We start from the raw sequence: 25,389 nt of genomic DNA, 5'->3' as shown, positions 1-25,389 counted from the left end.
AGAGCCCTGACCGAGCTCAGAAATCCGTGGGCGCGCCGCCCTCCAGCTTGCGCCGTTCGACGAATTCGGCAAGCTCCTGGCGGATGCCGTCGTCCATCGGCGGCGGCTCGAATTCGGCGAGGATGCGCTTGTAGAGATGGTGCGCGCGTTCGGCGGTCCAGATCCCGCCCTCGGCCTGCCAGGCCTCGAAATTGCGCCAGTCGGACAGGAAGGGCTGGTAGAAGGCGGTGGTGTAGCGCTCCTGCGTGTGTTGGGTGCCGAAGAAATGGCCCTGATGCCGGACCTCGCGGATCGCCGAGAGCGCGAGGTCGTCGGGCGTCGTCGCGAAGGTCTCGGGGTCCATGTAGCGCTGGATCTGCTGGATCACCTCGCAATCCATGACGAACTTCTCGGGGCTCGCGATCAGCCCGCCCTCGAGCCAGCCCGCCGCGTGGTAGACGACGTTCGTCCCCGACTGCACCGCGGCCCAGAGCGAATTGCTCGTCTCCCACATCGCCTGCCCGTCCGGCACGTTCGCCGCGCAGGCCCCGGAAGAGCGCATCGGCAGCCCGTAGCGGCGCACCATCTGCCCGGTCATCTGCGTCGCGCGCATGTATTCCGGGGTGCCGAAGGCCGGCGCGCCCGACTTCATGTCGACGTTCGAGGTGAAGGTCCCGATGGCGCAGGGCACGCCGGGGTTGATGTATTGCGCCAGCGCGACGGCGCTCAGCGCCTCGGCCAGCGATTGTGCCACCGCGCCCGCCATCGTCACCGGCGCCATCGCGCCCGCCAGCGTGAAGGGCGAGACGATCAGCCCCTGCCCCCGCCGCGCCAGCCGCATCCAGCCGTCCAGCATCGGCCAGTCGTGCTTGAGCGGCGAGGTGGAGTTGATGTTGGTGAACATCCGCGGGCTGGCCTCGAACGCCTCGCGGCTGAGCCCGGCGGCGATGCGCACCATCTCCATCACGTCCTCGACCCGCTCCGGCCCCAGCGAATAGGCGTGCGGCACCTTGTCGGTGAGCGTGAGCTTGTCGAAGAGCACGTCGAGGTGGCGGATCGAGGGATGCACGTCGACCGGCTCGACCGGGTAGCCGCCCGCGAAATGGATGCAGTTGAAATACTGGGTCAGCCGCAGCAGGTTCGCGCAATGCTCGCGCGTGCCGGGGATCTTCCGTCCGAGCTCGAGATCCCAGTAGTTCGGCGGCGAGGAGACGTTGCCGAAGAGGATCCGGTCCGCTCCGACGACGATCTGCCGGTCCGGGTTGCGCGGCGTGATGGTGAAGCGCGACGGCGCCTTGCCGACCATCTCCATCACGAAATGCCGGTCGAAATGGACGATCTCGTCCTCCTCGACCCGGCAGCCGGCCTCGGCGAGGATCGCCACCGCCTCGGGGTTCAGCATGGCGACGCCGATCTCCTCGAGGATGGTCATCGCGGTCTCGTGGATCGCCTCGATGCCGGCCTCGTCCAGCGGCTCGGTCGGGCGGTCACGGTTGACGGTCAGCTGCCACGGCCGCTGCTCGATCACCGTCGGACCCCGGCGGGCGGCATGGCCCGCGCGGCCGCCGCCGCGCCTGCGTCTGGGATGTTCGGTCATCGCGGCCTCCTGGTCTGCCGCTTCAACTGAACGGACGGACCGCGCCGCTTTCGCCACCAGAAGCGACGGAAACTGTCGCTTTCGGGCCGACGGGCCGGGGCCGGAGGCCCTCAGGCGGCGGCGAGCCAGCCGGTCAGGTGGCCGATGTCCGGAAAGACGTGGTCGGCGAAGGGCGCAAGCTCGTGTTCCAGTGCGGTGCCCGTCAGGACGGCGATGCAGACCATGCCGGCCGCGCGCCCCGCGATCAGGTCGTGGGTGCTGTCGCCCACCATCGCCACCCGCTCGGGCGCGAGGCCCTGCGCCGTCGCGAAGGCGAGCAGAGGCTCCGGGTCGGGCTTGGCGCCGTAGCCGCTGTCGAAGCCGATGACCATGTCGAAGAACTCCGTCACGCCCGCCTGGTCGAGATGCGCGCGGGCCGCGTATTCGGTGTCGTTCGTCATCACGCCCAGCTTCAGCCCCGCGCGCCTGAGCGCCTCCAGAAGCGGCGCGAGATCCGTGGCCGGCACCTGAACCAGCCGCGCCGCGCTTTCCATCAGATGGACCTCCATGTCCTCGACGGTCCACTCCGGCAGGGCCGAGACCGCAAGCTCGGCTGCCTCCCGGTTGGTGCCCGCGATCACCGGGCTGTCCGGGCGGAAGGCCTGCGCGCCGAGGTCGTAGCGCAGCGCCGCGGCCAGGCGCTCGGCGCGTTCGGGCTCGCCCCGGCAGGTCTCGGCGATCAGCTCGCCCGCCCAGCTGTTCCAGGTGCGTGCGAAGTCGAACAGCGTGCCGTCCTTGTCGAAGAGAATCCCGTCCAGCTGCATGCACGCCCCCGTCTGTCGCCGCGCCCCTGCGGCACGGGCGCAACTTGGACCGGACAGAGTTGCGCCGCAAGCCACATCGGGGCGCGATCCGGATTGACATCGGCGCGGCCGCTTGCAGCGATGGCGGCATGACGGACAGCCCCTACCGCCTGCACGAATCCCTCGGCTATCGCCTTTCGGTCGCGTCACGCCAGCAGGAGCGGCGGCTCGACGAAGGGCTCCGCAGCCTCGGGCTGACCCGGATCACCTGGTGCGTGCTGCTGGCGATCGGCAACGAGGACCTGACCCAGCCCTCCGAGATCGCGCAATTCGTGGGCATAGACCGCACCGCCACCTCGCGCGCCCTGCGCCAGATGGAGACCGACGGGCTGATCGGCCGCGCCTCGGGCCGGGACGACCGCCGCACCCGTCGCGTCAGCCTGACCGAGGCCGGTCAGCAGGCGCTCGAGGCCGGAACGCCGATCGCCCGGCGCAATGCCGCGGCCATGGCGGACCAGCTCTCGTCCGAGGAATACACGATGCTCAAGTCCCTGCTCGACAAGCTCATGAACGCCGAGAAGAAGGCGCTGAAGCGCCTCTGAGCCCGGGAGGTCACGTCCAGTGCGTCCGTCCCGCCCCCTGCAGCCGCGCCATGGCCATCATCGGCTCTTCGTAGCGCAGGCCCCGCGCGTCGCAGCAGCGGACGACCCACTGGTCGTCCATGGTGATGAACTCCAGCACGGAGGTCAGGAAATCCGACTCACCCGCGCGCACCCGGATATCGGCCTCCGTGGCGCCCGAGGATCCCAGGAAGACCGGCATCAGGTCGTCCTCTCCCGCCAGCCAGGCGAGGCATTCCAGCGCGATCGTCTCCGCATGGTCCTGTTTCATGTCGCTCCGGCCTTTCTGGCTGACACAATTAAAGGAATCCTTAACCATTCCGAATAAAGTATGATGCCATCGTTCACAGCAGACGAAAGCCCCTCCGCGATGACCGGCAAAATCCTCGTGGTCGACGAAGCAGCGACCAGCAGGATCGTTATGAAAGTGCAGCTGTCGTCATCCTTCCCCAAGGCGTATCTCGCCGCATCGGGGCAGGAGGCGCTGGACATCGCCGTGCGCGAACGGCCCGACCTCATCATGCTGTCCGATTCCCTGCCCGACGTCGCAACCGAGGACCTCTGCCGCCGCCTGCGCGAGGCGCCCGCCACCGCGCAATCGATGCTGGTCGTCATGGTGCAGGACGCGGGCCGGTCCAAGCGCTCGCGGCTGCTGGCGGCCGGGGCCGACGACCTCTTCGCGCGCACCCAGCCCGAGGCGCTGCTGCTCTCGCGGCTGCGCTGCCTGATCCGCGCCCGCGGGACCGAGGAGGAGATGTCCCTGCGCGAGACCACCGGGCGCGCCTTCGGCCTGGCCGAGGCGGCGGCGCATTTCGAGCAGCCGGCCAACGTCGCGCTGGTCACGCAGCGCTCGGCCGCGGCGCTCGACTGGCACCACGCCCTGACGCGGCTCAGCCGCCACGTCTTCCGCCCCTTCCCGATGAGCGAGGCGCTGCGCTGGTTCCAGTCGGGCGGTGCTTCGGACGTGATCGCGATCGACACCGATTCCTGCGATCCGAAGGCCGTCATCCGCCTGATCGTCGAGGTCCGGTCCCGCCCCGCCTCGCGCCATTCCGAGATCCTGCTGATCACCGGCGATCACAACGCCCCGGTCCTGTCGGATGCGCTCGACCACGGGGCGAGCGCGGTGATGACCTTCGGCTTCGACCCGCGCGAGGCGCTGCTGCGGATGGAGACGCTGGTCCGGCGCAAGCAGATCGCCGACCGGATGCGCCGCCGCCTGCACGACGGGCTGCGCGATTCGGTGACGGATTCGCTGACCGGGCTCTACAACCGCCGCTACGCCGAACCCTACCTCGAGCGGCTGGCCGAGGACTCGCGCCACGCGGGCCGGCCCTTCGCGCTGGTCCTCGCCGATATCGACCATTTCAAGCAGGTGAACGACACCTACGGCCACCCGGCCGGCGATGCGGTGCTGATGATGGTGGCGGACCTGCTGCGCGACAACCTGCGGGCGCGCGATCTGGTCGCGCGCTTCGGAGGCGAGGAATTCCTGATCGTCATGCCCGACACCGGCGCGGGCGAGGCACGGATCGTGGCCGACCGTCTGCGGGTCCGGCTGGCCGAGGCGCCGATCGCCGTGCCGGGCCGGGAGGCGCGGATCCAGGTCACCATCTCGATGGGCGCCTGTGTGGAGACCACCCCGCCGGAGGCCGCGGTCCCCGCGCTGATCGAACGGATGATCGACCGCGCGGACCGGGCGCTCTATGCGGCGAAGAACGCGGGGCGCAACAAGGTGGCGCTCGCCCCGGCCGAGGACCCGGTCTGAAAGGAGCGGACCGGGAACCGGCCTGAAGACCGGGCCTCCGCTAGTCCTTCTCGTCGGCGCGGCGCCGCTCGTGCTCGCGCATTCTTTCCAGCCCCTCCTCGAGCCGGTCAGCGAAGGCCGCGCGCTCCGCGGGCGTCATCGCCGCGAGCCGTTCGCGCAGCAGGCGCTGGCCCAGCTCCTGCCGCTCGACCGCGAATTCGAGCTGCTTCTGCAGGCTCTGTTCCACCACCGCAGGGTCGTAGGGCTCGCGCCTGAGGGCCGCGATCACGTCGGCCAGTTCGGCGCGCATGTCCGCCCGCGAGGGGCGGCCGTCGCGGTAGGAGCGCCACAGCGCGCGCCCGATCTCGCGCCGGTCCTCGCGGCTCAGCGCGCCGGTCAGAGGGCCGCCCATCTGGTCCACCCGCGGCGGGCGGTGCCGGCGGTCGCCGTCATGGGTCAGCACGAAGCTCGCCACGGCCACGACGATCAGAAGGTTCACCGCCAGCGACAGCGCCAGCAGCACCTTCTGCCATCTGCGCATCGGGGCGTGGTGGGTCTTGGTCTCGCTCATGCGCTGCTCCTAGCCTTCCTGGGCCAGCTGGTCGAAGGCCGGCATCGTGTCGACCAGGTAAAGATCCTCCGCGGTGCCCCCGCCCGAGGTGTAATAGGCCGCCTCGCTCGCGACCAGCGCGGGCGGGCTCATTCCGATCCAGACCCCGGCCACGGTGGCGGTGGCGAAGCCCGCCAGCGCGGGCCAGCCGCCGATCCCGGCGAAGGCCCGCGCGAACCACCCGGGGCGCGGCGCCGTATCGGGCCCCTGCGGCAGAGGGGCCGCGGCAAAGCCCTCCTGCACGGCGTCGGCATCGGCCAGCATCCGCGCGGCCAGCCCCTCCGGCAGGTCGGGCGCGGCGGCGCGCGCCTCCGCGAAAAGCGCCTCGAGCTGGTCGTCGCTCGGAATTCCGGTGGTCTCACTCTTCGGCATAACCCAACTCCTCGCGCCGTCCGGCCAGGGCGGCCGACAGCGCTCGCTTGCCCCGGGCGGTGAGCGATTCCACCGCCTCGGTGCTGATCTCCATGACCTCGGCAATCTCGGGATTGGCGAGGCCCTCGATGTGGCGCAGCACGACCGCCTGCCGCTGCCTCTCCGGCAGGCTGTCGAGCGCCTGTTGCAGCGCGTCCATCCGCGCCGCCTGCTGCATCCGTTCGACCGGGCCGGGACGGTCGTCCTCGGGCTCGGCCGCCTCGTCGAGGCCCCTGTGTCCGCCGCGCGCCTTGCGCAGCCGGTCGGTGCAGAGGTTCGCCGTCACCCGGTAGAGCCAGGTCGTGACCTTCGCCTCGCCCGGCCGCCAGTCCGGCGCGATCCGCCAGAGCCGCAGCATGGCCTCCTGGGCCACGTCCTCCGCCTCGGCCCTGTCGCCCAGCAGGCGCTGCGCATGGCCGAGGAGCCGCGGCGCCAGACGTGCCGTCAGCAGGCGCGCGGCATCGCGGTCGCCGTTGGCATACAGCACAAGCAGCGCGTCGTCTTCCAGCTCGCTCAGGGCGTCGAAAGCCATATCGGTCATGGTCCCGCGGGCGTATCCCTTAAAGCGACGCCGGGCAATCGCGCCGGCACCGCGCGGTCCGGGAGGGGGGCCGGCCGCGACGGTCCGCGCCGGCCCCCGGCCCGGTCAGTCGTTGGCCGGCGCCTCTGCGGGGGCATCCGCCCCGCGTTCGGCGAAGGGCGGCTTCATCCAGCCATGGCCGCCGTCATGCGAGTCGCGGTGATGCCCGCCGAAGCGCTTGCCCATGCGGCCGTGATGCTCGCCGTCGCCGCGCCGGCCGTGGTGGCGCGCCCGGGCGAATTCCTCTTCCGAGATCATGCCGTCGTCATTGGCGTCCATCCGGTCGAACCGCCGCGCCTGCGTGCGCTCGGGCGGCATCATCTCGGCCAGGCTGAGCGCGCCGTCCTTGTCGTCGTCCGCCCGCTCGAGCATCCGCTCCGCCATGCGCTGGCGGCGTTCGGCCCTGCGGGCCTCCTCGCGGGCTTCCATGTGGGCGACCATCTCCTCGACCGTCACCTTGCCGTCGCCGTCGGCATCCGCGGCGCCGAAGCGCTTCTCGGCCTGGGCGCGCATCTCTTCGGGGGAAATCTGTCCGTCGCCATTCGTGTCCATGGCGGCGAAACGGCCGGACTTCGGCCCGCTCTGGGGCCCCGGGGAGGTGCTGTCCTGCGCGGTCACGGCGCCGGCCGTGACGGCCAGCAGGACCAGGCCCGACATGAGGGTCTTGCGGTTCATGGGGGTTCTCCTTGGGTGGTTCTTGTGTCGTTGCTCTCGAAACCGGCCTCGTCATCCGCTTTCAAAGGCTCATACGCCGGGCCACCGCCATTCCGTCGCCGCGGGGCACGATTTTTTTCCCGCCCCCGCCGGTGCGGCGAGAGGGCACGGTTTATTCGCCGTCGAAAAGGCCTAGATGACAGGGGCGCGCGCATCTGGCCTCCATGACAGGCGTCAGACGCACCTGGCGCAGACCACGAAGGCATTGCCGATGACCCAGACCGACATGAACTCCGAACGCGACACGCTGCGCGCCACGTGGAAAGGCTTCTGCGGGCGCTGCCCGAACTGCGGCTCAGGCCCGCTGATGAAGGGCTTCCTGCAGGTGCGCGACCATTGCCCGGAGTGCCAGGAACCCTTCCATTACCACCGCGCCGACGACGGCCCGGCCTACCTGACGATCCTCATCGTCGGCCACCTGATGGCGCCGCTGCTGCTGGCGGTCTACACGGCCTTCCGGCCCGAACCGATGATGCTGTTCCTCGGCTTCCTCGTCGGCACGGTCGGCCTGTCGCTCTTCCTGCTGCCGCGGTTCAAGGGCGGTCTCGTGGCGTTCCAGTGGGCGCGCTACATGCACGGATTCGAGAGCGGCAGGGCCACCTGAGCCACGCGCTGTCAGGCGGCTGCGCATCGGGCGGGCTTTCCGGTGCGCGCCTTCCCCACATCCTTGACGGATCGCCCGATGCGGCTTGGCACCCCCCGGGCCGCCCGGTAGTCTCGCCCGACAGGCGACGCGGGCACGCGCGCTGAACAAGGACAAAGAGCAGCCATGATCGACAAGACAGCCATCCGCAACGCCGCCACCATCATCGTTCTGCGGGACCGCGACACCGCGCCCAAGGTGCTGATGGGCCAGCGCGGCGCGAAGGCCGTCTTCATGCCGTCGATGTTCGTCTTTCCCGGCGGCGCGGTCGATCCCGACGACGGCGACACGCCGCTTGCGGGCGCCCTGCCCGACCTCTGCGCCGGCCGCATCCGCGAGAATTGCGACGAGGACCTGACCCATGCGCTGGCCGCCGCCGCGATCCGCGAGCTCTGGGAAGAGACCGGCCAGATCCTCGGCACCAAGGGCGACTGGCCCGGCACGCCGCATGCCGACTGGGTCGATTTCGCGGCCACCGGCCATGTGCCGGACCCGAGCTCGCTGCAATTCGTCTTTCGCGCGATCACCCCTCCGGGCCGGCCCCGCCGGTTCGATGCGCGGTTCTTCCTGACCGACACCGACGCGCTGCAGAGCGATCCGGACGATTTCTCCCGCGCCTCCGACGAGCTGACGCTGCTCCAGTGGATCCCGCTCGAGAAGGCGCGCGAGTTCGACCTGCCCTTCATCACCGAGGTGGTGCTAGCCGAGGTCGCGCAGCGCGCGGCCGACCCGACCCCGCCCGAGAGCGTGCCCTTCTTCTCGAACGAGGACGAGAACCGCGCCTTCGCTCGGCTGAAGGGCGAGATCGCGCGCGGCGAGCGGGCCGACTGAGCCTCAGACCAGCAGGATGAGCGACAGCACCGAGACGCTGACAAGCGCGATGCCGGTGCCTTCGCGCCATGACAGCCGTTCGCGGAAGATGACGTAGGAGGCGAGCAGGCTCAGGATCACCTCGCTCTGTCCGACGGCGTAGACATAGGTCGCGTTCTGCAGCGTGAAGGCGGTGAACCAGCAGACCGACCCGCCGAGCGAGGCAAGCCCGATCAGCCCGGCCGTCCGCCATGCCGCGACGACCTTGCCGATCTGGCCGCGCTCCCTGAGGTGCATCCAGAGCCCCATCCCGATCAGCTGCGAGATCCCGACCGCCGCCAGCGTCACGACGGCCCGCGTCAGCGGATCGTCGACCGCGATCTGCAGGGTCGCGCCGCGGTAGCACACGCCCGAGACCGCGAAGAACACGCCCGAGCCGATGCCCAGAATCGCCGCCCGGCTGTCGAGCCGGCGCCACCATGCGCCCTGGCCCTCGGGCATGTTCGACAGGATCAGCACGCCGGTCATGCCGACGACGATCGCGACCAGCGCGGGGATCGAGACGCCCTCGCCCAGCACCACGAGCGAGACCAGCGCAGTCAGCAGCACCTCGGTCTTCTTCAGGGTGATCCCGACGGCGAAGTTGCGGCTGCGGAAGATCAGCAGCACGAAGACCGTCGCGAAGATCTGCGTGGCCCCGCCGATCCAGGCATAGAGCCAGAAGAGCGGCGGCATGGCCGGCCAGTCGAGCCCCTTCGCCGCCAGCAGCAGCGGCACCGCGGCCAGCACCAGCGGGGCGGAATAGAGAAACCGCGCGAAGGTCGCGCCGCTCGCCGAGAGCGCCGCGGCCGAGAGCTGTTTCTGAAGCATGAAGCGCGCGGTCTGGAAGACGACCGCGCCGAATGTGAGCAAGACCCAGGGTTCCATACCCTGCGCCTATGCGCCTTTATTCCGGAGAGTGCCAGAGCGGATGGGGCACCGGGTCCTTGGCCTTCAGGAAATAGCGGCGGAAGATTTCTCCATAGGAGCCATAGCGGTAGCCGCCGTTCCGCCCGAGGTAGCGCGCCCGGTTCTCCTGGTAGAGCCCGGGCAGACGGTACCACGGCATGCGCGGATGCATGTGGTGGACGACGTGCAGGTTGTTGTTGAGGAACAGGAAGGCGAGGATCCCGCGGTCCTCGATGATCACGGTGCGGCCGCGCGCCCGCTCATGCGCCTGATGTTCCAGGAAGGTGCGGATCTTGAGGATCGACAGCCCCATGTAGGCGGACAGGAGATAGGCCCAGACCGGCATCTGCGCGACGTGGCCCAGCCAGAGCGCCACCGGCACGAGCGCCGGCAGGTGCCAGAGCCAGCCCGAGAGAACCCCCGCCCGCCCCGCGCGGATCGCCCGCAGGTCCGACAGGGTGAAGGCCCAGGTCCCGACCGCGGGGCCGATCAGAAGACGCCCGGCCAGCGTATTGTTCACCCGCAGGATCGCCTGCTGCCATGGCTTCAGCCTCTGCCAGACGGCCGGGTCCCAGTAATTGCTCTCGGGGTCGTCATAGGGATCGGTCAGCAGCGAATCCCGGTGATGTTCGAGATGCGTGTCACGGAAGCGCCGATACGGCACGACGAGCGTCAGCGCCGGGAAGACCAGCGCCTCGTTCACCCGGCGGTCGGGGAACGGGTGGCCGTGGATCATCTCGTGGCTGAGCGAGGAATGCAGCGCGATGGCCAGCGTCGTGAGCGCGATCCCGGCGGGCAGCCAGAGCGCCGCGAGCCATGTCGTGGCCAGCGCCCAGGCCGCGTAGCACCCCGCCAGCAGAAGGAGCGTCGGCCATTCGGTCGGAGCGGAGCGTTTCGGATCAGACATGACGCCCCCATCCGATAGTCGCCCCGAGGCGTTCGCAGGCCGCGTGGCCGATCCGCCCCGGGACGGCGTTGACCGCCGCCAGGCCGCCACCGATCGTCAGCGCGCCGGTGAAGGCAAGGCCCGCCCCCGCCATGACGAGCAGGCCGCCGAGCGCCCATAGAAGTGATGTCACGAACGTGCGTGCACCTGTGTCCATGCCGGAATGTCCCCTCTTCGCGCCGGTAGGTGCCGGCGTCTTGTCATGCGGTTGTCACACGGGGGGCGTCGCTGCGGCAGCCCGGATGTGATTAACAAACGCCGCAATTGGTGATAGTTGTCACCGTATGGGTGGAATCATCGACAAACGCGCCCGGGCGCGCGCCTTCCGGCAGAGGCTGGAGCGGGCGATGCAGACCGCCGGCATGAGCCAGAGCGGCCTTGCGCGCGCGATCGGGGTGGACCGCTCGACCGTTTCGCAGCTGCTGAAGGACGAAGGCGCCCGGCTGCCGAATGCGCAGGTGATCGGGGAATGCGCCGGCGCGCTCGGTGTCTCGGCGGACTGGCTGCTGTCGCTCTCGGACCGGCCCGAGACGGCGACCGACCTGCTGGCCACCTCGCTCACCCTGACCGAGGCGCCGCGCGCGCTCGTCGACCAGCAGATCTTCGAATGGCACCGGGAGGCGGCGGGCTACAAGGTGCGCCATGTCCCCGCCGCGCTGCCCGACATGCTGAAGCTGCGCGAGGTGCTGGAATGGGAATATTCCCCGCATCTGGGCCGGACGACCTCGCAGGCGATCGGCGCCTCGGAGGACCGGCTGCGCTGGATGCGCGAGGCGCGCTCGGATTACGAGATCGCCATGCCGCTGCACGAGATGGTCAGCTTCGCCCATGGCGAGAGCTATTATCGCGGCCTCCCGCGGGCGCTGCGCAAGCGGCAGGTTGAGCGCTTCATCGAGCTGAACGACACGCTCTATCCCCGCCTCCGGCTCTATCTCTTCGACGCGCGGCGCATCTTCTCGGCGCCGGTGACCGTCTTCGGCCCCCTCCTGGCGGTGGTCTACGCCGGGCGGCACTACCTCGCCTTCCGGGATTCGCTCCGTGTGCAGGCCTTCACCGAGCATTTCGACAATCTGGTCCGCGAGGCGAGCGTGCCGGACCGCGAGATCAAGCCGTTCCTCGCCCGGCTGGCGCGGGATATCTAGCCGGGACGGACCCGGCCCGCCCCTTCGGGCGCCGGGGTCCTGGCCTGCGCGCGGGCGAGCTGCCGCATCGCCTCGGCCAGCGCGGGGTCGGGCGCGCAGGTCTGCCGCGTGTCCAGATCCGCGTGCTCCAGCAGATGTTCCGCACTCGCAAGGAGCCGCGCCCCCGACATCATCTCGTGCCAGAGGTGCAGGCGCCCGTCCCCGGCCCCGAGCACGCGGCTGCAGATCCGCAGCGGCGCGCCCGCCTGCGCCGCGTCGAGCTGGCGGATGTGGCTTTCGGTCACGAGGAAGCCCTTGCCGGCGGCGATGTACTCCGGCGTGCAGCCGAGGATCTCGAGCAACCTGTCGGTGGCCTGTCCGAACGCCTCGAGATGGCGCGCCCCGGTCATCCGGTCGTGGTCGTCGAGCCAGTCGAGCGGCACCGCGCGATCGACGGTCAGGATCGGCTGCGACGGGTCGGCGAGATCCGCGATCCGGCGCGGCATCGCGCGCCCCTCGGCGCGGGCCTTGTCGCGACGCCGCAGCACCGCGCCGGCGCCCCGGCTGTCGGCCGAGAGGCTGCGCAGCAGCGCCACGAGGGTGCGGTCGCGCTGGTCGCGCAGCTCGTCCAGCGTCATGTGGCCCGAGGCGTCGTCGGATTGTTCGACGATCCGGGCGATCAGGGCGGGGTCGAGCTCCGGCACCTCGGTGAGCTTGCTGCGGGACCAGTTCAGCGCGGGTCCGATGCGCCGCAGGAAGGCCTCCATCCCCTCCTCCCCGGCCGCGATCCGGGCGGATTCGAAGGGCCCCATCTGAGCCCAGCGAAGGCCGGGGCCCATGCGCAGCGCCTCGTCGACCTCGCCCACCTGGGCCACCTCGTCGCGCACCAGCCAGAGCGCCTCGCGCCAGAGCGCCTCCTGCAGGCGGTCGGCCACATGGGCGGTGATCTCGCCCCGCACCCGCAGCGCGAACATGCCGAGCTCGGCGAGCGTGTCGCGCGCCCGGTCGATCAGGTCGGGATGGTTCTTGTCCGAATGCACCACCTCGACCAGCGGCAGGAGGTAGACCGGGTCGAGCGGGTGGCAGACGAGAATCCGGCCCGGATCGCTCAGACCCGCCTGCAGTTCGGACGGCGTCAGGCCGGAGGTCGATGAGGCGAGGATCGCCCCTTCGTCCGCGTGTTCCTGCAGCTTGCGGAAAAGGGTCTGCTTCAGCTCCAGCCGCTCCGGCACGCTTTCCTGGATCCAGTCCGCGCCGGTCACCGTCTCGGAGATCAGGCCGCAGAAGGACAGCGTGCCTTCGGCTGGCAGCGCGACGTCGCCCAGCCCGGCCAGCGCCCGGCGGGCGCGGGCCAGCACCGCCCCGACCCTGTCGGGCGTCGCGGGGTCCGGATCGAACAGCCGCACGTCCCAGCCGTTCAGCAGGAAGCGCGCCGCCCAGCCCGCGCCGACGACCCCGCCGCCGATGATCGCCGCGACACGCGCCATCAGCCCGCGCCCCTGCGCGAGACGGTGCCGTCCCGTGATCCGGTGAGTGGCATGACTCCCCCTTGTTCCGCGTGGCAGCGCGGCGAATGCCTGTCGCCGATGGAAGGCGCCGGCCCGGTCGGTGGCAACGGTCAAATTCGGTCAGCGGACGAATTACCGCCGGGTGTTGTCAGAAGGGCATGGGCCAGGCGCGGCGGACGGCCTCCACGTCCGCGAGGACCTCGGGCGAAAGCTCGAGGTCGATCTGGCCCAGGATCCGGTCGAGCTGCTCGGTCGTGGTGGCGCCGAAGACGACCGAGGTGGTGATCCGGCGCGAGGCGACCCAGTTGAGGGCAAGTCCCACCACGTCGATGTCGTGCTTGAGGGCCACGTCGAGGTAATCGTCCACCGCGCGGAGGGCGAGCGCCGTCTTGCGGCCGCCGAGGTCGGGCATCATCGCGAGGCGCGACGCCTTGGGCCGGGCCCCGCCCTGGTACTTGCCCGTCAGCAGCCCGAGGGCCAGCGGCGCATAGGCCAGGAGGCCGACCTCCTCGTTCACGAAGACCTCGGCCATGTCGGCGTCCGGGTGACGGCAGAGCAGCGAGTACTCGTTCTGGACCGAGACCGGCCGCGGCCCTGCCCCGGCCTCGGCCAGCCGCAGCCATTGCGCCATGCCCCAGGCGGTTTCGTTCGAAAGGCCGAACTGCCGGATGGTGCCGCGTTTGCGTTCCGCCTCCAGCGCGCCCAGGCACGCCTCCATGTTGGCGATCACCGCGCGGGGATCGGCGCGGTGGCCATCGTCGGGGAAATGTGGGTCGCGCCAGGTCGGCCGGTTGGGCCAGTGGAACTGGTAGAGGTCGATGTAATCGGTCTTCAGGCGCCGGAGCGAGCCTTCCACCGCGGTGCGGATCGTCTCGGGCGTGATGGCGGCGCCCTGCCGCACCATCCTCTGTCCGCCGCCGGCATGCTGTGTGGCGAGCACCACGTCGCCGCGCCGGCCGTTCTGTGCGAACCAGAGGCCGATGATCCGTTCGGTGCGGCCCACGGTCTCGGCCCGGATCGGGGTGACGGGGTAAAGTTCCGCCGTGTCGATGAAGTTGATCCCGTGGGCGAGCGCCCGGTCGATCTGGGCATGCGCCTCGGTCAGCGGCGTCGGCCCGCCCCATGTGATCGAGCCGAGACAGTAGCGGCTGACCTCTATCCCGCTGTGGCCAAGTCTGTTCGTCTGCATGCGCGCTCCCGTGCCGGTGACACGGTCATACCGGCAGGAAGTTACTGAAATTCGAACGCGCCCCCCCCGGGAGCATGATTGAGAACAAAATGAGAACATGCTAGAAGGGACGCATGCCCGCCCCCGCCTCCACCCTGCTGCGCAACGCCCCGCACCGCCCCGCCCCCACGCTCGATCTGGGGGCGGGCGCGTCGCTGCGGCTCGGCCGGCTGCACGAGGCCTGCGGCAATGCCCGCCGCACCCTCGCGCTGCGGCTCGCGGCCCGGATCGGGGTGACCCCGCAGCGCCCCCTGTTCTGGATCGCCCCCGCCTGGAGCCCGGACCGGCTGAACGGCGACGGGATGGCGCGGTTCCTGTCGCCCGCCGCGGTGATCTTCGTGCACGCCGTGCGGGCCGAGGACATCCTCTGGACCGCCGAGGAGGTGCTGCGCGCGGGCGCCGCGCCGATGATGGTGGCGGACCTGCCGGGCCTGCCCTCGCTCACCGCGGTGCGGCGGATGCACCTCGCCGCCGAGACGGGGGCCGAGGGAGGGCGCGTCCTGCCCCTGGGGCTGATCCTGACCGAGGGCGCGGGCGGCGCCCCGGGGGTGGAGAGCCGCTGGCGGATGGACGCCGCGCACCCGCCCTGCCCCGGCGACAGCGCGCCGGAGGGCGAGGCCTGGCGGCTGGAACGGCTGCGCGCCCGGACCGACCCGCCGCGGATCTGGCGGGTCGCGGGCGGGCGGCTGGAGGTCGTGACGGGAGACGACGGCGGCCCGTCCCCCGGCCTGCCGGAGCTGGCGGAGGGGACGCCCGCCTCCCGACGGATGGCCGGGAGCGCCGAAAACCGCCCGCCATTCACCGCGGCGTCCGGGACCGGCGCGCAGCCCCCTGTCTCCGTCGGCCGGGCCTGAGCCCGGCACGCCCCCCGGCCCCCCCCGCGCGCGCCTTCGCCCCGTCCCGGCGAGGCACCTGCCCGGATCTTGCGATGCACACCCCGGAGACACCCTTATCTTGTGGACAAAGCGAACCATGCCCTTTCCCCGGTCCCGATGATTTGCCATAGTGACCGACAACCAAAGACAGAGCAGACACCATGGCAGACGACCTCCTCGCGGCCGTGCCGCAATCCGACTACAACGCCGACAGCATCGAGGTCCTCGAAGGGCTGGAACCCGTCCGCAAGCGGCCCGGCATGTATATCGGCGGCACCGATGAGCGGGCGCTGCATCACCTCGTGGCCGAGGTGCTCGACAACTCCATGGACGAGGCCGTCGCGGGCCATGCCAACCGGATCGAGGTGGAGCTGCACGACGATTACTCCGTGACCATCCGCGACAACGGCCGGGGCATGCCCTTCGACCCGCATCCGAAATTCCCCGGCAAGTCCGCGCTCGAGGTCATCCTCTGCACGCTGCACGCCGGCGGCAAGTTCTCGGGCAAGGCCTACGAGACCTCGGGCGGTCTGCACGGCGTCGGCGCCTCGGTGGTCAACGCCCTGTCGGATTCGATGGTCGTGCAGGTCGCCCGCGACCGCAAGCTGGTGGAACAGCGCTTCTCCCGCGGGGTTCCCCTCGGCCCGCTGGAAGAGATCGGCGCCGCCCCGAACCGGCGCGGCACCACGACGACCTTCCATGCCGACGAGCAGATCTTCGGCCATCACCGCTTCAAGCCCGCCCGGCTCTTCAAGTCGATCCGGTCCAAGGCCTACCTCTTCTCGGGCGTCGAGATCCGCTGGAAGACCGCCATCGACGACGGCGAGACCCCGACGGAGGCCGTCTTCCACTTCCCCGGCGGCCTCTCGGACTACCTCACCGAGACGCTGGGCAAATCCTCCACCTATGCCGAGGCGCCGTTCTCGGGCCGGGTCGAATTCCGCGAGCGCTTCGGCGTGCCGGGCCGGGTCGAATGGGCGATCAACTGGACGCCCTCGCGCGACGGCTTCATCCAGTCCTACTGCAACACGGTCCCCACCCCCGAGGGCGGCACCCATGTCGCGGGCTTCTGGGCCGCGATCCTGAAGGGGATCAAGGCCTATGGCGAGCTGGTGAACAACCGCAAGGCCGCGCAGATCACCCGGGACGACCTGCTGACGGGCGGCTGTGCGCTGGTGTCCTGCTTCATCTCCGAGCCGGAATTCGTCGGCCAGACCAAGGACCGCCTCGCCACGACCGAGGCGCAGCGGCTGGTCGAGGGCGCGGTGCGCGACCATTTCGACAACTGGCTGGCCGCCGATACCAAGTCGGCGGGCGCCATCCTCGACTTCCTCGTGCTGCGGGCCGAGGAACGCCTCCGCCGCCGGCAGGAGAAGGAGACACAGCGCAAATCGGCCACCAAGAAGCTCCGCCTGCCCGGCAAGCTGACCGACTGCACCGCGAGCGCACGCGACGGGACCGAGCTGTTCCTCGTCGAGGGCGACAGCGCCGGCGGGTCGGCCAAGATGGCGCGGGACCGGAAGCTGCAGGCGCTGCTGCCGCTCCGCGGCAAGATCCTGAACGTGCTGGGCGCGGCGTCGAACAAGATCGGCACCAATGCCGAGATCCAGGACCTCTGCCAGGCCATGGGCGTCGGCCTCGGGACCAGGTTCAACATCGACGACCTGCGCTACGACAAGATCATCATCATGACGGACGCCGACGTCGACGGGGCGCATATCGCCTCGCTGCTGATGACCTTCTTCTTCACCCAGATGCGGCCGCTGATCGACCACGGCCACCTCTACCTCGCCTGCCCGCCGCTCTTCCGGCTGACGCAGGGGGCGCAGCGGGTCTATGTCCAGGACGAGGCCGAGCGCGACGTCTGGCTGGCCAAGGGGCTGGGCGGCAAGGGCAAGATCGAGGTCTCGCGCTTCAAGGGTCTGGGCGAGATGGATGCGAAGGACCTGAAGGAAACCACGATGGACCCCAATTCGCGGAAGCTCATCCGCGTGACCATCGACGACGAGGAGCCGGGCCAGACCAGCGACCTCGTGGAGCGGCTGATGGGCAAGAAGCCCGAGCTGCGGTTCCAGTACATCCAGGAGAACGCCAAGTTCGTCGAGGATATCGACGTCTGAACGGGCGCCGCCCTGCAAGGCGCCGGGCGCAGGCGAATCGCTCTGCACCGGCACGGCCCCCCCGTGGTGCAAGCGGCTTGGGCGGTCCCTGCGTCATCGGCGGAAATCCGCCAACATTAGGGAACTTGAATGCGATTGCCCAAAGTCGGGCATCACCTCGCCTCCGGACGAGCCGGTTCGTGCCGTATTCCCGCCCCGTTTCAGCAAGACTTTGCAATGGTTGTTGTCACGGAGCCAGCCATGCGCCAGCCACGCGGAAGAGTCAGTCGGTTTTGTCGGGACGATAGCGGCACCGCCACCGTGGAATCCGTGATCTGGCTGCCCATCTTCGTGTGGATGCTCGCCCTGGTCATCAACGTCTCGATGATCGTCTTCGAAAAGAACCAGGCCTACCGCGTCCTGCAGAACGCGAACCGCATCCTCAGCACCGGCTACATCCAGTCCGAGGCCGAGACCGAGGCCTACATCCGCCAGAAGATCTCCCACATCGCCCCCGAGGCCGTGGTCACCACGCGGATCGAGAACGGCGTCGTGACGAGCGAACTGGCCTATCGCGTCACCGATCTGCTGGTGCCGCAGGCCCTCGTCGATCTGGCGAATATCTGGATCCGCGTCTCCTCCCAGCATTTCGTGGAGTACTGACGATGCCGCCTGTCCGCCTGAAAGACTTCGCCCGGACCGAGGACGGGGCCATCACCATCCTTGCCGTCTACCTTCTGGCCGCGACGCTGCTGGCGAGCGCCTTCGCGGTGGAATTCGCCTATCTCCAATCCGCCCGCACCCAGCTTCAGGTCGCCGCCGACAGCGCGGCCCACGCGGCACTCTACAACCGAGAGACGATGGGTCCCGAGGAGGCCAAGGCGCGGGCCGCCGCGGTCGCGCTGCATGACATGCCCCCCGCCGCCTACGGCGCGGTGCTCACCGCCGAGAACGTGGAATTCGGTGTCTGGGACGCGGCCGCACGCAGCTTCGTGTCGGACCCGACTGCCGTCTCGGCCGTGCGGGTCCGTCCGTCCCGGACCGGCGCGGGCGGCAATCCGGTCAAGACCTACATCTTCCGGCTGCTCGACCACGGGGACTGGGACATCGCGGCCGAGGCCGTCTTCACCACCTTCCAGCCGCCCTGCCTGCGCGAAGGTTTCGTCGCGGACGGCATCGTGGACATCCAGTCGAACAACGGCTTCTCGAACGGGTTCTGCGTGCATTCCAACACCTATGTCTCGCTGAACTCGAACAACACCTTCGAACCGGGCACCGTGGTCTCGATGCCCGATCTCTCGCAACTCGACCTGCCGAAATCGGGCTTCGAGACCAACGAGGGGCTGCAGATCGCGCTGCGCCGCGGCTATTACCGGCTGCGGGTGCTCAACAAGATCGACGCGATCCACGACGACCTCCTGACCGGTTACGGTCACTACGTGCCGGACTACCTGCGCGGCGTGACCGTCTACCTGACGGGATCGAAGTTCACGGCCGAGGATTTCACGCCGAACCGGATCCACCGCATTTCCTGTTCCGGCACCAAGGTCACGATCGAGCAGGACTCCCACCTGAAGAACCTCGGGATCATCACGGATTGCCCGGTCGCCTTCGGCCAGGGCGTGCTGCTGGAAAACGTGGTGGTCTTCAACGAGAGCACCGACGCGAAAAGCTTCACGGCCCCCTCCGGGCTCTCGGTCGGACTGGACGACGGTTGCGCCCCCGGGGGCGGCGCCCAGCTGATCACGCGGGGCGGCGTCGATGTGGCGGCGGACCTGCGGGTCTACGGCGGTCAGATCATCGCGCTCGGCGACATCACCTTCAGCGCCAATGCGAACGGGATCCAGGGCGCCTCGCTGATCTCGGGGCAGGAAATCAGCGGCACGTCGAACATGGACATGGGTTTCTGCGGCACGGGGATGGAGGGCAATTACGAAGCGCCCTACTTCCGCCTCGCGCTCTGAACTCCCACGGCAAACGGTCCGTCACCCGCGGGCCGTTCGGGGCCGCGCGGTTTCTCTCATACCGGCCGCGCGGTCCCGGCTTTCAGGCGCATGGCGGGACCCGTCAGGCCGCCGTCAGCTCCCCGGCATCCAGCCGCAGGACGCGGTCCATCCGCCGGGCGAGCTCGAGGTTGTGGGTCGCGATCAGCGCCGAGAGGCCGGTGTCGCGGACCAGCTCCATCAGCGCGCCGAAGACCCGGTCCGAGGTCTCGGGATCGAGGTTCCCCGTCGGCTCGTCCGCCAGCAGAAGCCGCGGCGCATTGGCGAGCGCCCGGCAGAAGGCCACCCGCTGCTGTTCGCCGCCCGACATCTGCGCCGGCCGGTGCCCTGCCCGTTCGGCGATGCCGACGCGGGCCAGAAGCTCCTGCGCGCGCGCCTCGGCCTCGCGCTTCGGCTTGCCGTCGGCGAGCTGCGGCAGGACGACGTTCTCGAGCGCGGTGAACTCCGGCAGCAGGTGGTGGAACTGGTAGACGAAGCCCACGTCCGACCGCCGCACTGCCGTGCGGCGGCGGTCCGACAGGCCCGTGACATCCTCGCCGCCGATCCGGACCGAGCCGGTGTCGGCCGTGTCCAGCAGCCCCGCGATGTGCAGCAGCGTCGATTTGCCGGCCCCCGAGGGCGCGACGAGGGCCACGACCTCGCCCGGTGCGATGGCGAGGTCGATGTCGCGCAGCACGCGGATCTCGCCCGGCAGGCCCTGGTTGTAGGTCTTGGCGATGCCCGACAGGGCCAGAACCGGATCACTCATAGCGGAGCGCCTCCACGGGGTTCATCCGCGCGGCGCGGCGTGCGGGGAATATGGTGACGATGAACGACAGCCCGAGCGAGAGCCCGACCGCCGACAGGACGTCCTGCAGCTGCAGCTTTGCGGGCAGGTTGTAGAGACCACGGACCGAAGGGTCCCAGACGCCGCCCCCCGCCACGTAGTTCACCGCCGAGAAGATCGGGTCGATCCAGATCGCGAAGGCGCAGCCGAGGATCACGCCGGCCAGAGTGCCGATGATCCCCGTGAAGGCGCCGCAGATGAAGAAGACGCGCAGGACCGAGCCTTCCGTCAGGCCCATCGTGCGCAGGATGCCGATGTCGCGGCCCTTGTTCTTCACCAGCATGATGAGGCCCGAGACGATGTTCATCGCCGCGATCAGCACCAGGATCGAGAGGATCACGAACATCACGTTGTCCTCGATGTCGAGCGCGCGCAGGAAGGCGCCGCTGGCGTCCCGCCAGGTCCAGATCATGTAGCCGTCACCGGCCGCAAGCGCGATCGGGCGGACCATGTCCTGCACGTTCTCGGGATCGTCGATCATGATCTCGATCTCGTCCGCCGTGCCCTCGCGGTTGAAATAGCTCTGCGCCTCGGCGAAGGGCAGGTAGACGCGGGTCCGGTCGATGTCGTAGCGACCGGCGGTGAAGACATAGACGACCTCGTAGGCGTTCACCCGCGGGCTGGTGCCGAAGGCGGTCTTCACCCCGTCGGGCGAGATCAGCCGGATCCTGTCGCCCGTCGTGACGCCCAGTTCCCGCGCCACGCCCGATCCGATCGCCACGCCCTCGCCGAAGCGCGCGATGTCGCCATAGCTGGTTTCGGGATCCGCGATCCGGGGGATGGCGAGCAGGTCCTCCTCGGTGATGCCGAAGACCTCGACGCCCGAGTTCCGGCCGTTGGCATTGGCCATCACCTGCCCCTTGATGAGCGGCGCGGCACGGCTCACGCCCTCGACGGTGGCGACCTGCCCGGCCAGCGCCTCGTAATCGGTGATGGCGCGGGTGACGCGGCCGTTCTCGTCCTGCACCGCCTGCGGATAGAGCGTGACATGGGCGTTCGAGCCAAGGATCGTGTCGACAAATTCCGCGCGGAACCCGGACCTTACGGCAAGCGTCGCGATCAGGGCGAAGACCGCCAGCGCGATCCCGACCAGCGAGATCCAGGTCATGACCGAGACGCCGCCCTCGGAACGGCGCGCCCGCAGGTAGCGCCAGGCGATCAGGAATTCGAACGGCGCGAAGGGGGGCGTGCGGCCGGCCATGCTGCTCTCCGGTTGTGATTGCGGCGGAAGGTGGGGGAGCGGGCGCGGCGCGTCAAGCGCTCAGACCGGCTTCCCCGCCGACAGATCCGTCAGGAAGGTCTCGGCCCCGGCCAGCACCGTCTCGCGGTGCCCGGGCTCCATGCGGTCCCAGGTGGCATAGACCTGCCCCATGCGATGGTTCGACGCGAACCTCGCCCGGTGACGCTCCATGAAGGCCCAGTAGAGCAGGTTGAAGGGACAGGCCCCCTCGCCCGTCCTGGTCTTGGGATCGTAGCGGCAGCCGGTGCAGTAATCCGACATCCGGTCGATGTAATTGGCCGACGAGACATAGGGTTTCGAGCCGACCACGCCCCCGTCCGCGAACTGGCTCATCCCCACGGTGTTCGGCGCCTCGACCCATTCGAAGGCGTCGAAATAGACCGAAAGATACCATCCATGCACCTCGGCTGGGTCGATCCCGGCGAGCAGCGCGAAATTTCCGGTGATCATCAGCCGCTGGATATGATGCGCATAGGCGAGATCACGGGTCTGGGCCACGACCTGTGCGAGGCAGTTCATCCCGGTCTCCGCCCCCCAGTAGAGCGGCGGCAGCTTGCGCCGGTGGTTCAGCGCGTTGCGACGCGGGTAGTCGGGGCCTTCGAGGAAATAGACCCCGCGCACGAATTCCCGCCAGCCGATGACCTGCCGGATGAAGCCTTCGGCCGAGCTGATCGGCACCTCGCCCGCCTCCCACGCGGCCTGCACGGCGTCGCAGACCTCGCGCGGGCAGAGCAGGCCGATGTTCATGTACCCCGAGATCAGCGCATGTTCGAGATAGGGCTCGTTCTCCAGCATCCCGTCCTGGGAGGGACCGAATCCGGGCAGCTGGTGACGCACGAAATGGGCCAGCGCGCGGCGCGCCTGGCTCCGCGTCACGGCGAAGCCGAAGGGGCGGAGCGTGCCGAAATTCTCGCCGAACTCGGCCGCGACCAGGTCCAGAACCTCCTCTGTCACCGCATCCGGGGTGAACTGCATGGGCGCGCTGCGCAGCAGGTCGCGCGCGGCGGGCTTCCGGTTCGAGGCATCGAAGTTCCATTTCCCGCCCGCGGGCTCCCTGCCCTTCATCAGGTAGCCGGTCCGCCGCCGCATCTCGCGGTAGAACCACTCCATCCGCAATTCCTTGCGGCCCTCGGCCCAGGCCTCGAACGCGGGCCGGGCACAGAGGAAGCGGTCGTCCGGCAGGGTCGACGTGGCGAGCGGGCAGTCCTCGAGCGCCTCGATCAGGCGCCATTCACCCGGCTCGGTGAGCAGCACCTGCCGCGCGCCCGTCTCCATGGCGCGGCGCATCAGCTCGGCGGGAATCGAGCCCGCGTTTTCCGGATCGTCATAGCGGGTGTAGGCCACGTCCCAGCCGTCGGCCTGCAACTCCGCCGCGAAATGGCGCATCGCGGCGAAGATCAGCGCGATCTTCTTGGGGTGGTGCGGCACATAGCTGGCCTCGCTCCGGACCTCGGCCATCACCACCCGGTCCCGCGCCCTGTCCGCCGCGCGCAGCGCCGACAGCGCGGGCGACAGCTGGTCGCCCAGGACGAGGACGAGGCGTCTCACCACGGCACCGCCGTGCCGCGCCAGTCGAAGAAGCCGCCGGTGTCGGTGACCTTCAGCCCGTCGATCACGCCCAGCAGGTGCCCCGCGGCTTCGTCCGGCGCGACGGAGGGGTGCCGGAAGAGATAGCGCTGCGTCAGCGCCGTCTGCACCGTGCCCGGATGCAGCGCGACGCAGATCGCCAGCGGATGGCTGCGCGCCAGTTCGATCGCGCCGGTGTGGAGCACCTGGTTCAGCGCCGCCTTCGCGCTCCGATACCCGTACCAGCCGCCAAGCCCGTTGTCGCCGATGCTGCCCACCCGGGCCGAAAGCGCCGCGAAGACCGAGCGCCGGTCGCGCGGCAGCAGGCGGACCGAATGCTTCAGCACGAGCGCGGGACCGATGCAGTTCAGCGCATATTGCTCGGCCATCGCCGCGGCGTCGATCTCGCGCAGGCTCTTCTCGGGCCTGCGGCCCCCGATCTCGAGCGCGCCGGTCGCGACAAGCACCGCGTCGAAGCCCGGCTCGAGCGCCCCGAGATGGTCCTCCACGCTCCGTTCGTCGGTCACGTCGAGCCCGTCACCGCTGCGGGACAGGGCGGTCACATCGGCGCCGCGGTCGCGCAGCGCCTGCAAGAGAGCGTTGCCGATGCCGCCGGTCGCCCCGATCAGGAGTGTTCTGTTCATGGACCGTCTACGCGCGACGGCCGGTCAAAGATCACAAAAACCGCATGCTGCAACGCCGCGAAATTCCCGGGTTTTCATCCCTGACGCGGCGTCGTATAGAAACGCCATGACGACCTTGGGCCATATCGCATCCGACGCGCGCCGTTCCGGCGCCCCGCGGGCTGCGCTGTCCGCCGCTGTCCTGATTCTCCTAATCCGCCTCTGAGCGTGCCGTTCGGCGCGACCGCTCAGGGGACAAGCCTTCGCGCCATGGCTTCAGGAGAAAAGAGAGACATCACATGACACAGACCAAAGACCAGGACCGCGTCGTCATCTTCGACACGACCCTCCGCGACGGCGAACAGAGCCCGGGCGCGACCATGTCCCACGAGGAAAAGCTCGAGATCGCGGGCCTGCTCGACGAGATGGGCGTCGACATCATCGAGGCCGGCTTCCCGATCGCCTCGGAAGGCGATTTCCGCGCCGTGTCCGAGATCGCGAAGAACGCGCGGAACTCAGTGATCTGCGGGCTGTCCCGCGCCCAGATCCCCGACATCGACCGGAACTGGGAAGCGATCCAGCACGCGAAACGGCCGCGGATCCACACCTTCATCGGCACCTCCCCGCTGCACCGGGCGATCCCGAACCTCGACATGGACCAGATGGCCGAACGGATCCACGAGACCGTGACCCACGCCCGCAACCTCTGCGATGACGTGCAATGGTCGCCGATGGACGCCACCCGGACCGAGCGCGACTATCTCTGCCGCGTGGTCGAGATCGCGATCAAGGCCGGCGCCACGACGATCAACATCCCCGACACGGTGGGCTACACCGCGCCCCGCGAAAGCGCCGAGATCATCCGCATGCTCCTCGAACGCGTCCCCGGCGCCGACGAGGTGGTCTTCTCGACGCACTGCCACAACGACCTCGGCATGGCGACGGCGAACAGCCTCGCCGCGGTCGAGGCCGGCGCCCGCCAGATCGAATGCACGATCAACGGCCTGGGCGAACGCGCCGGCAACACCGCGCTCGAAGAGGTGGTGATGGCGCTGCGCGTGCGCAACGACATCATGCCCTACCGCACCGGCATCGACACCACGAAGATCATGAACCTCTCGCGCCGGGTCGCCACCGTCTCGGGCTTCGCGGTCCAGTTCAACAAGGCGATCGTCGGCAAGAACGCCTTCCTTCACGAGTCTGGCATCCACCAGGACGGCGTGCTGAAGAACGTCGAGACCTTCGAGATCATGAAGCCCGCCGACATCGGTCTGAACGAGGACAACATCGTCCTCGGCAAGCACTCGGGCCGCGCGGCGCTCCGCTCCAAGCTCAAGGGCCTCGGGATCGAGATGGGGGAGAACCAGCTCAAGGACGTCTTCGTCCGCTTCAAGGATCTCGCCGACCGCAAGAAGGAGGTCTATGACGAGGACCTCATCGCCCTCGTCCAGATGTCCGACGATGCGGGCGCCGACCGGCTGGCGCTCAAGCGGCTCCGCGTGGTCTGCGGGACCGAGGGCCAGGAGGCCGAGATGACCATGCTCGTCGACGGCGCGGAGAAGGAGGTCTCCTCCACCGGGGACGGCCCCGTGGACGCCGCCTTCAACTGCATCAAGGCGATCTTCCCGCATGACGTCCGGCTGCAGCTCTACCAGGTGCACGCGGTGACGGAAGGCACCGACGCGCAGGCCACCGTCTCGGTCCGGCTGGAAGAGGACGGCCGCATCGTCACCGGGCAATCAGCCGACACCGACACGGTCGTCGCGAGCGTCAAGGCCTATATCCACGCGCTGAACCGACTGCTCGTCCGCCGCGGCAAGACCGGCTCGGACACGCGGGAGATCTCCTACAAGGACGTGTCCTGAGCCCATGGGACACCTTGAGAAAGGCCCCGCAAGCACATGCTTGCGGGG

26 protein-coding genes are annotated in these 25,389 nt (G+C 69.4%); 10 read left to right on the top strand and 16 right to left on the bottom strand.

Annotated features, from left to right (window positions below):
- Nucleotides 1-16 precede the first annotated feature (16 nt).
- A complete protein-coding gene (locus tag Q344_RS0102820) occupies nt 17-1,576 on the bottom strand; it encodes a trimethylamine methyltransferase family protein (protein ID WP_028285325.1) in 1,560 nt (519 codons plus the stop codon).
- A 110-nt stretch (nt 1,577-1,686) separates the two neighbouring features.
- Nucleotides 1,687-2,379, bottom strand: a complete 693-nt coding sequence (locus Q344_RS0102815; protein ID WP_028285324.1) for an HAD family hydrolase — start codon at nt 2,377-2,379, stop codon at nt 1,687-1,689.
- A 128-nt stretch (nt 2,380-2,507) separates the two neighbouring features.
- Here Q344_RS0102815 and Q344_RS0102810 point away from each other — a divergent pair, with 128 nt between their 5' ends.
- The gene (locus Q344_RS0102810) at nt 2,508-2,960 is read left to right on the top strand and encodes a MarR family winged helix-turn-helix transcriptional regulator (RefSeq protein WP_028285323.1); all 453 of its coding nucleotides are present in this window, start codon (nt 2,508-2,510) and stop codon (nt 2,958-2,960) included.
- 10 nt (nt 2,961-2,970) lie between these two features.
- Here Q344_RS0102810 and Q344_RS0102805 read toward each other — a convergent pair whose 3' ends face one another.
- Nucleotides 2,971-3,249: a DUF3572 domain-containing protein gene (locus Q344_RS0102805; RefSeq protein WP_028285322.1), complete on the bottom strand. Its 279-nt coding sequence runs from the start codon at nt 3,247-3,249 to the stop codon at nt 2,971-2,973.
- A 99-nt stretch (nt 3,250-3,348) separates the two neighbouring features.
- On the opposite strand from Q344_RS0102805, the gene Q344_RS0102800 reads away from it, so the two are divergent.
- A complete protein-coding gene (locus Q344_RS0102800) occupies nt 3,349-4,746 on the top strand; it encodes a diguanylate cyclase (RefSeq protein WP_028285321.1) in 1,398 nt (465 codons plus the stop codon).
- Between the two features lie 40 nt (nt 4,747-4,786).
- Here Q344_RS0102800 and Q344_RS0102795 read toward each other — a convergent pair whose 3' ends face one another.
- From Q344_RS0102795 to Q344_RS22960, 4 genes are all read right to left on the bottom strand, one after another.
- Nucleotides 4,787-5,296, bottom strand: coding sequence for a periplasmic heavy metal sensor (locus Q344_RS0102795; protein ID WP_028285320.1), 510 nt, complete (start codon nt 5,294-5,296; stop codon nt 4,787-4,789).
- A gap of 9 nt (nt 5,297-5,305) precedes the next feature.
- On the bottom strand, nt 5,306-5,707 hold the full coding sequence (locus tag Q344_RS0102790; protein ID WP_051630220.1) for a hypothetical protein: 402 nt from the start codon (nt 5,705-5,707) through the stop codon (nt 5,306-5,308).
- Nucleotides 5,694-6,287, bottom strand: a complete 594-nt coding sequence (locus Q344_RS0102785; protein ID WP_028285318.1) for an RNA polymerase sigma factor — start codon at nt 6,285-6,287, stop codon at nt 5,694-5,696. The genes Q344_RS0102790 and Q344_RS0102785 overlap by 14 nt, the downstream gene beginning before the upstream one ends.
- A 105-nt stretch (nt 6,288-6,392) precedes the next feature.
- Nucleotides 6,393-7,001 (bottom strand): EF-hand domain-containing protein, encoded by a 609-nt coding sequence (locus Q344_RS22960; protein WP_051630218.1) that lies wholly within the window; start codon nt 6,999-7,001, stop codon nt 6,393-6,395.
- 250 nt (nt 7,002-7,251) lie between these two features.
- Between Q344_RS22960 and Q344_RS0102775 the strand changes: the two genes are divergently transcribed.
- A complete protein-coding gene (locus Q344_RS0102775; RefSeq protein ID WP_028285317.1) occupies nt 7,252-7,644 on the top strand; it encodes a DUF983 domain-containing protein in 393 nt (130 codons plus the stop codon).
- A 165-nt stretch (nt 7,645-7,809) separates the two neighbouring features.
- On the top strand, nt 7,810-8,514 hold the full coding sequence (locus Q344_RS0102770; RefSeq protein ID WP_028285316.1) for an NUDIX hydrolase: 705 nt from the start codon (nt 7,810-7,812) through the stop codon (nt 8,512-8,514).
- Between the two features lie 3 nt (nt 8,515-8,517).
- Here Q344_RS0102770 and Q344_RS0102765 read toward each other — a convergent pair whose 3' ends face one another.
- From Q344_RS0102765 to Q344_RS0102755, 3 genes are read right to left on the bottom strand one after another with little or no spacing between them, the layout of a single operon-like run.
- On the bottom strand, nt 8,518-9,420 hold the full coding sequence (locus Q344_RS0102765; RefSeq protein WP_028285315.1) for a DMT family transporter: 903 nt from the start codon (nt 9,418-9,420) through the stop codon (nt 8,518-8,520).
- Between the two features lie 19 nt (nt 9,421-9,439).
- Nucleotides 9,440-10,348 (bottom strand): fatty acid desaturase, encoded by a 909-nt coding sequence (locus Q344_RS0102760; protein WP_028285314.1) that lies wholly within the window; start codon nt 10,346-10,348, stop codon nt 9,440-9,442.
- Complete coding sequence (locus Q344_RS0102755) at nt 10,341-10,544, bottom strand: hypothetical protein (RefSeq protein ID WP_028285313.1); 204 nt, start codon at nt 10,542-10,544, stop codon at nt 10,341-10,343. Before Q344_RS0102755 ends, Q344_RS0102760 begins: the two co-directional genes overlap by 8 nt.
- A 127-nt stretch (nt 10,545-10,671) precedes the next feature.
- Between Q344_RS0102755 and Q344_RS0102750 the strand changes: the two genes are divergently transcribed.
- A complete protein-coding gene (locus tag Q344_RS0102750) occupies nt 10,672-11,529 on the top strand; it encodes a helix-turn-helix domain-containing protein (RefSeq protein WP_028285312.1) in 858 nt (285 codons plus the stop codon).
- Here Q344_RS0102750 and Q344_RS0102745 read toward each other — a convergent pair.
- Together Q344_RS0102745 and Q344_RS0102740 are read right to left on the bottom strand one after the other, a co-directional pair.
- Complete coding sequence (locus Q344_RS0102745) at nt 11,526-12,995, bottom strand: 3-hydroxyacyl-CoA dehydrogenase NAD-binding domain-containing protein (RefSeq protein WP_028285311.1); 1,470 nt, start codon at nt 12,993-12,995, stop codon at nt 11,526-11,528. The two genes, Q344_RS0102750 and Q344_RS0102745, sit on opposite strands and share 4 nt — an antisense overlap.
- 169 nt (nt 12,996-13,164) lie before the next feature.
- Complete coding sequence (locus tag Q344_RS0102740; RefSeq protein ID WP_028285310.1) at nt 13,165-14,205, bottom strand: aldo/keto reductase; 1,041 nt, start codon at nt 14,203-14,205, stop codon at nt 13,165-13,167.
- 113 nt (nt 14,206-14,318) lie between these two features.
- Here Q344_RS0102740 and Q344_RS22955 point away from each other — a divergent pair, with 113 nt between their 5' ends.
- The 4 genes from Q344_RS22955 (at nt 14,319) to Q344_RS0102720 (ending at nt 19,182) form a co-directional block, all read left to right on the top strand.
- Nucleotides 14,319-15,098, top strand: a complete 780-nt coding sequence (locus tag Q344_RS22955) for an ImuA family protein (protein ID WP_188781482.1) — start codon at nt 14,319-14,321, stop codon at nt 15,096-15,098.
- Between the two features lie 182 nt (nt 15,099-15,280).
- Nucleotides 15,281-17,239, top strand: a complete 1,959-nt coding sequence (gene parE / locus Q344_RS0102730; protein WP_028285309.1) for a DNA topoisomerase IV subunit B — start codon at nt 15,281-15,283, stop codon at nt 17,237-17,239.
- Nucleotides 17,240-17,548: 309 nt separating this feature from the next.
- Nucleotides 17,549-17,881, top strand: a complete 333-nt coding sequence (locus Q344_RS26300) for a hypothetical protein (RefSeq protein WP_169739171.1) — start codon at nt 17,549-17,551, stop codon at nt 17,879-17,881.
- A 2-nt stretch (nt 17,882-17,883) separates the two neighbouring features.
- Nucleotides 17,884-19,182 (top strand): pilus assembly protein TadG-related protein, encoded by a 1,299-nt coding sequence (locus Q344_RS0102720; RefSeq protein WP_051630216.1) that lies wholly within the window; start codon nt 17,884-17,886, stop codon nt 19,180-19,182.
- Nucleotides 19,183-19,285: 103 nt separating this feature from the next.
- On the opposite strand, the gene Q344_RS0102715 is transcribed toward Q344_RS0102720, so the two are convergent.
- The 4 genes from Q344_RS0102715 to Q344_RS0102700 are packed head-to-tail and all read right to left on the bottom strand — an operon-like array spanning nt 19,286 to nt 23,497.
- On the bottom strand, nt 19,286-19,969 hold the full coding sequence (locus tag Q344_RS0102715) for an ABC transporter ATP-binding protein (RefSeq protein ID WP_028285306.1): 684 nt from the start codon (nt 19,967-19,969) through the stop codon (nt 19,286-19,288).
- Complete coding sequence (locus Q344_RS0102710; protein WP_028285305.1) at nt 19,962-21,248, bottom strand: lipoprotein-releasing ABC transporter permease subunit; 1,287 nt, start codon at nt 21,246-21,248, stop codon at nt 19,962-19,964. The genes Q344_RS0102715 and Q344_RS0102710 overlap by 8 nt, the downstream gene beginning before the upstream one ends.
- 60 nt (nt 21,249-21,308) lie before the next feature.
- Nucleotides 21,309-22,835 (bottom strand): cryptochrome/photolyase family protein, encoded by a 1,527-nt coding sequence (locus Q344_RS0102705; protein ID WP_028285304.1) that lies wholly within the window; start codon nt 22,833-22,835, stop codon nt 21,309-21,311.
- Nucleotides 22,832-23,497, bottom strand: coding sequence for an SDR family oxidoreductase (locus Q344_RS0102700; protein WP_028285303.1), 666 nt, complete (start codon nt 23,495-23,497; stop codon nt 22,832-22,834). The genes Q344_RS0102705 and Q344_RS0102700 overlap by 4 nt, the downstream gene beginning before the upstream one ends.
- Nucleotides 23,498-23,775: 278 nt before the next feature.
- Here Q344_RS0102700 and Q344_RS0102695 point away from each other — a divergent pair, with 278 nt between their 5' ends.
- A complete protein-coding gene (locus Q344_RS0102695; protein WP_028285302.1) occupies nt 23,776-25,341 on the top strand; it encodes a 2-isopropylmalate synthase in 1,566 nt (521 codons plus the stop codon).
- The last annotated feature ends 48 nt before the right edge of the window (nt 25,342-25,389 follow it).

The sequence above is a fragment of the Pseudooceanicola nanhaiensis DSM 18065 genome, assembly GCF_000688295.1.
GTDB classification, from domain to species: Bacteria; Pseudomonadota; Alphaproteobacteria; order Rhodobacterales; family Rhodobacteraceae; genus Pseudooceanicola; species Pseudooceanicola nanhaiensis.
This window is presented reverse-complemented; position numbering and strand designations above follow the sequence as displayed.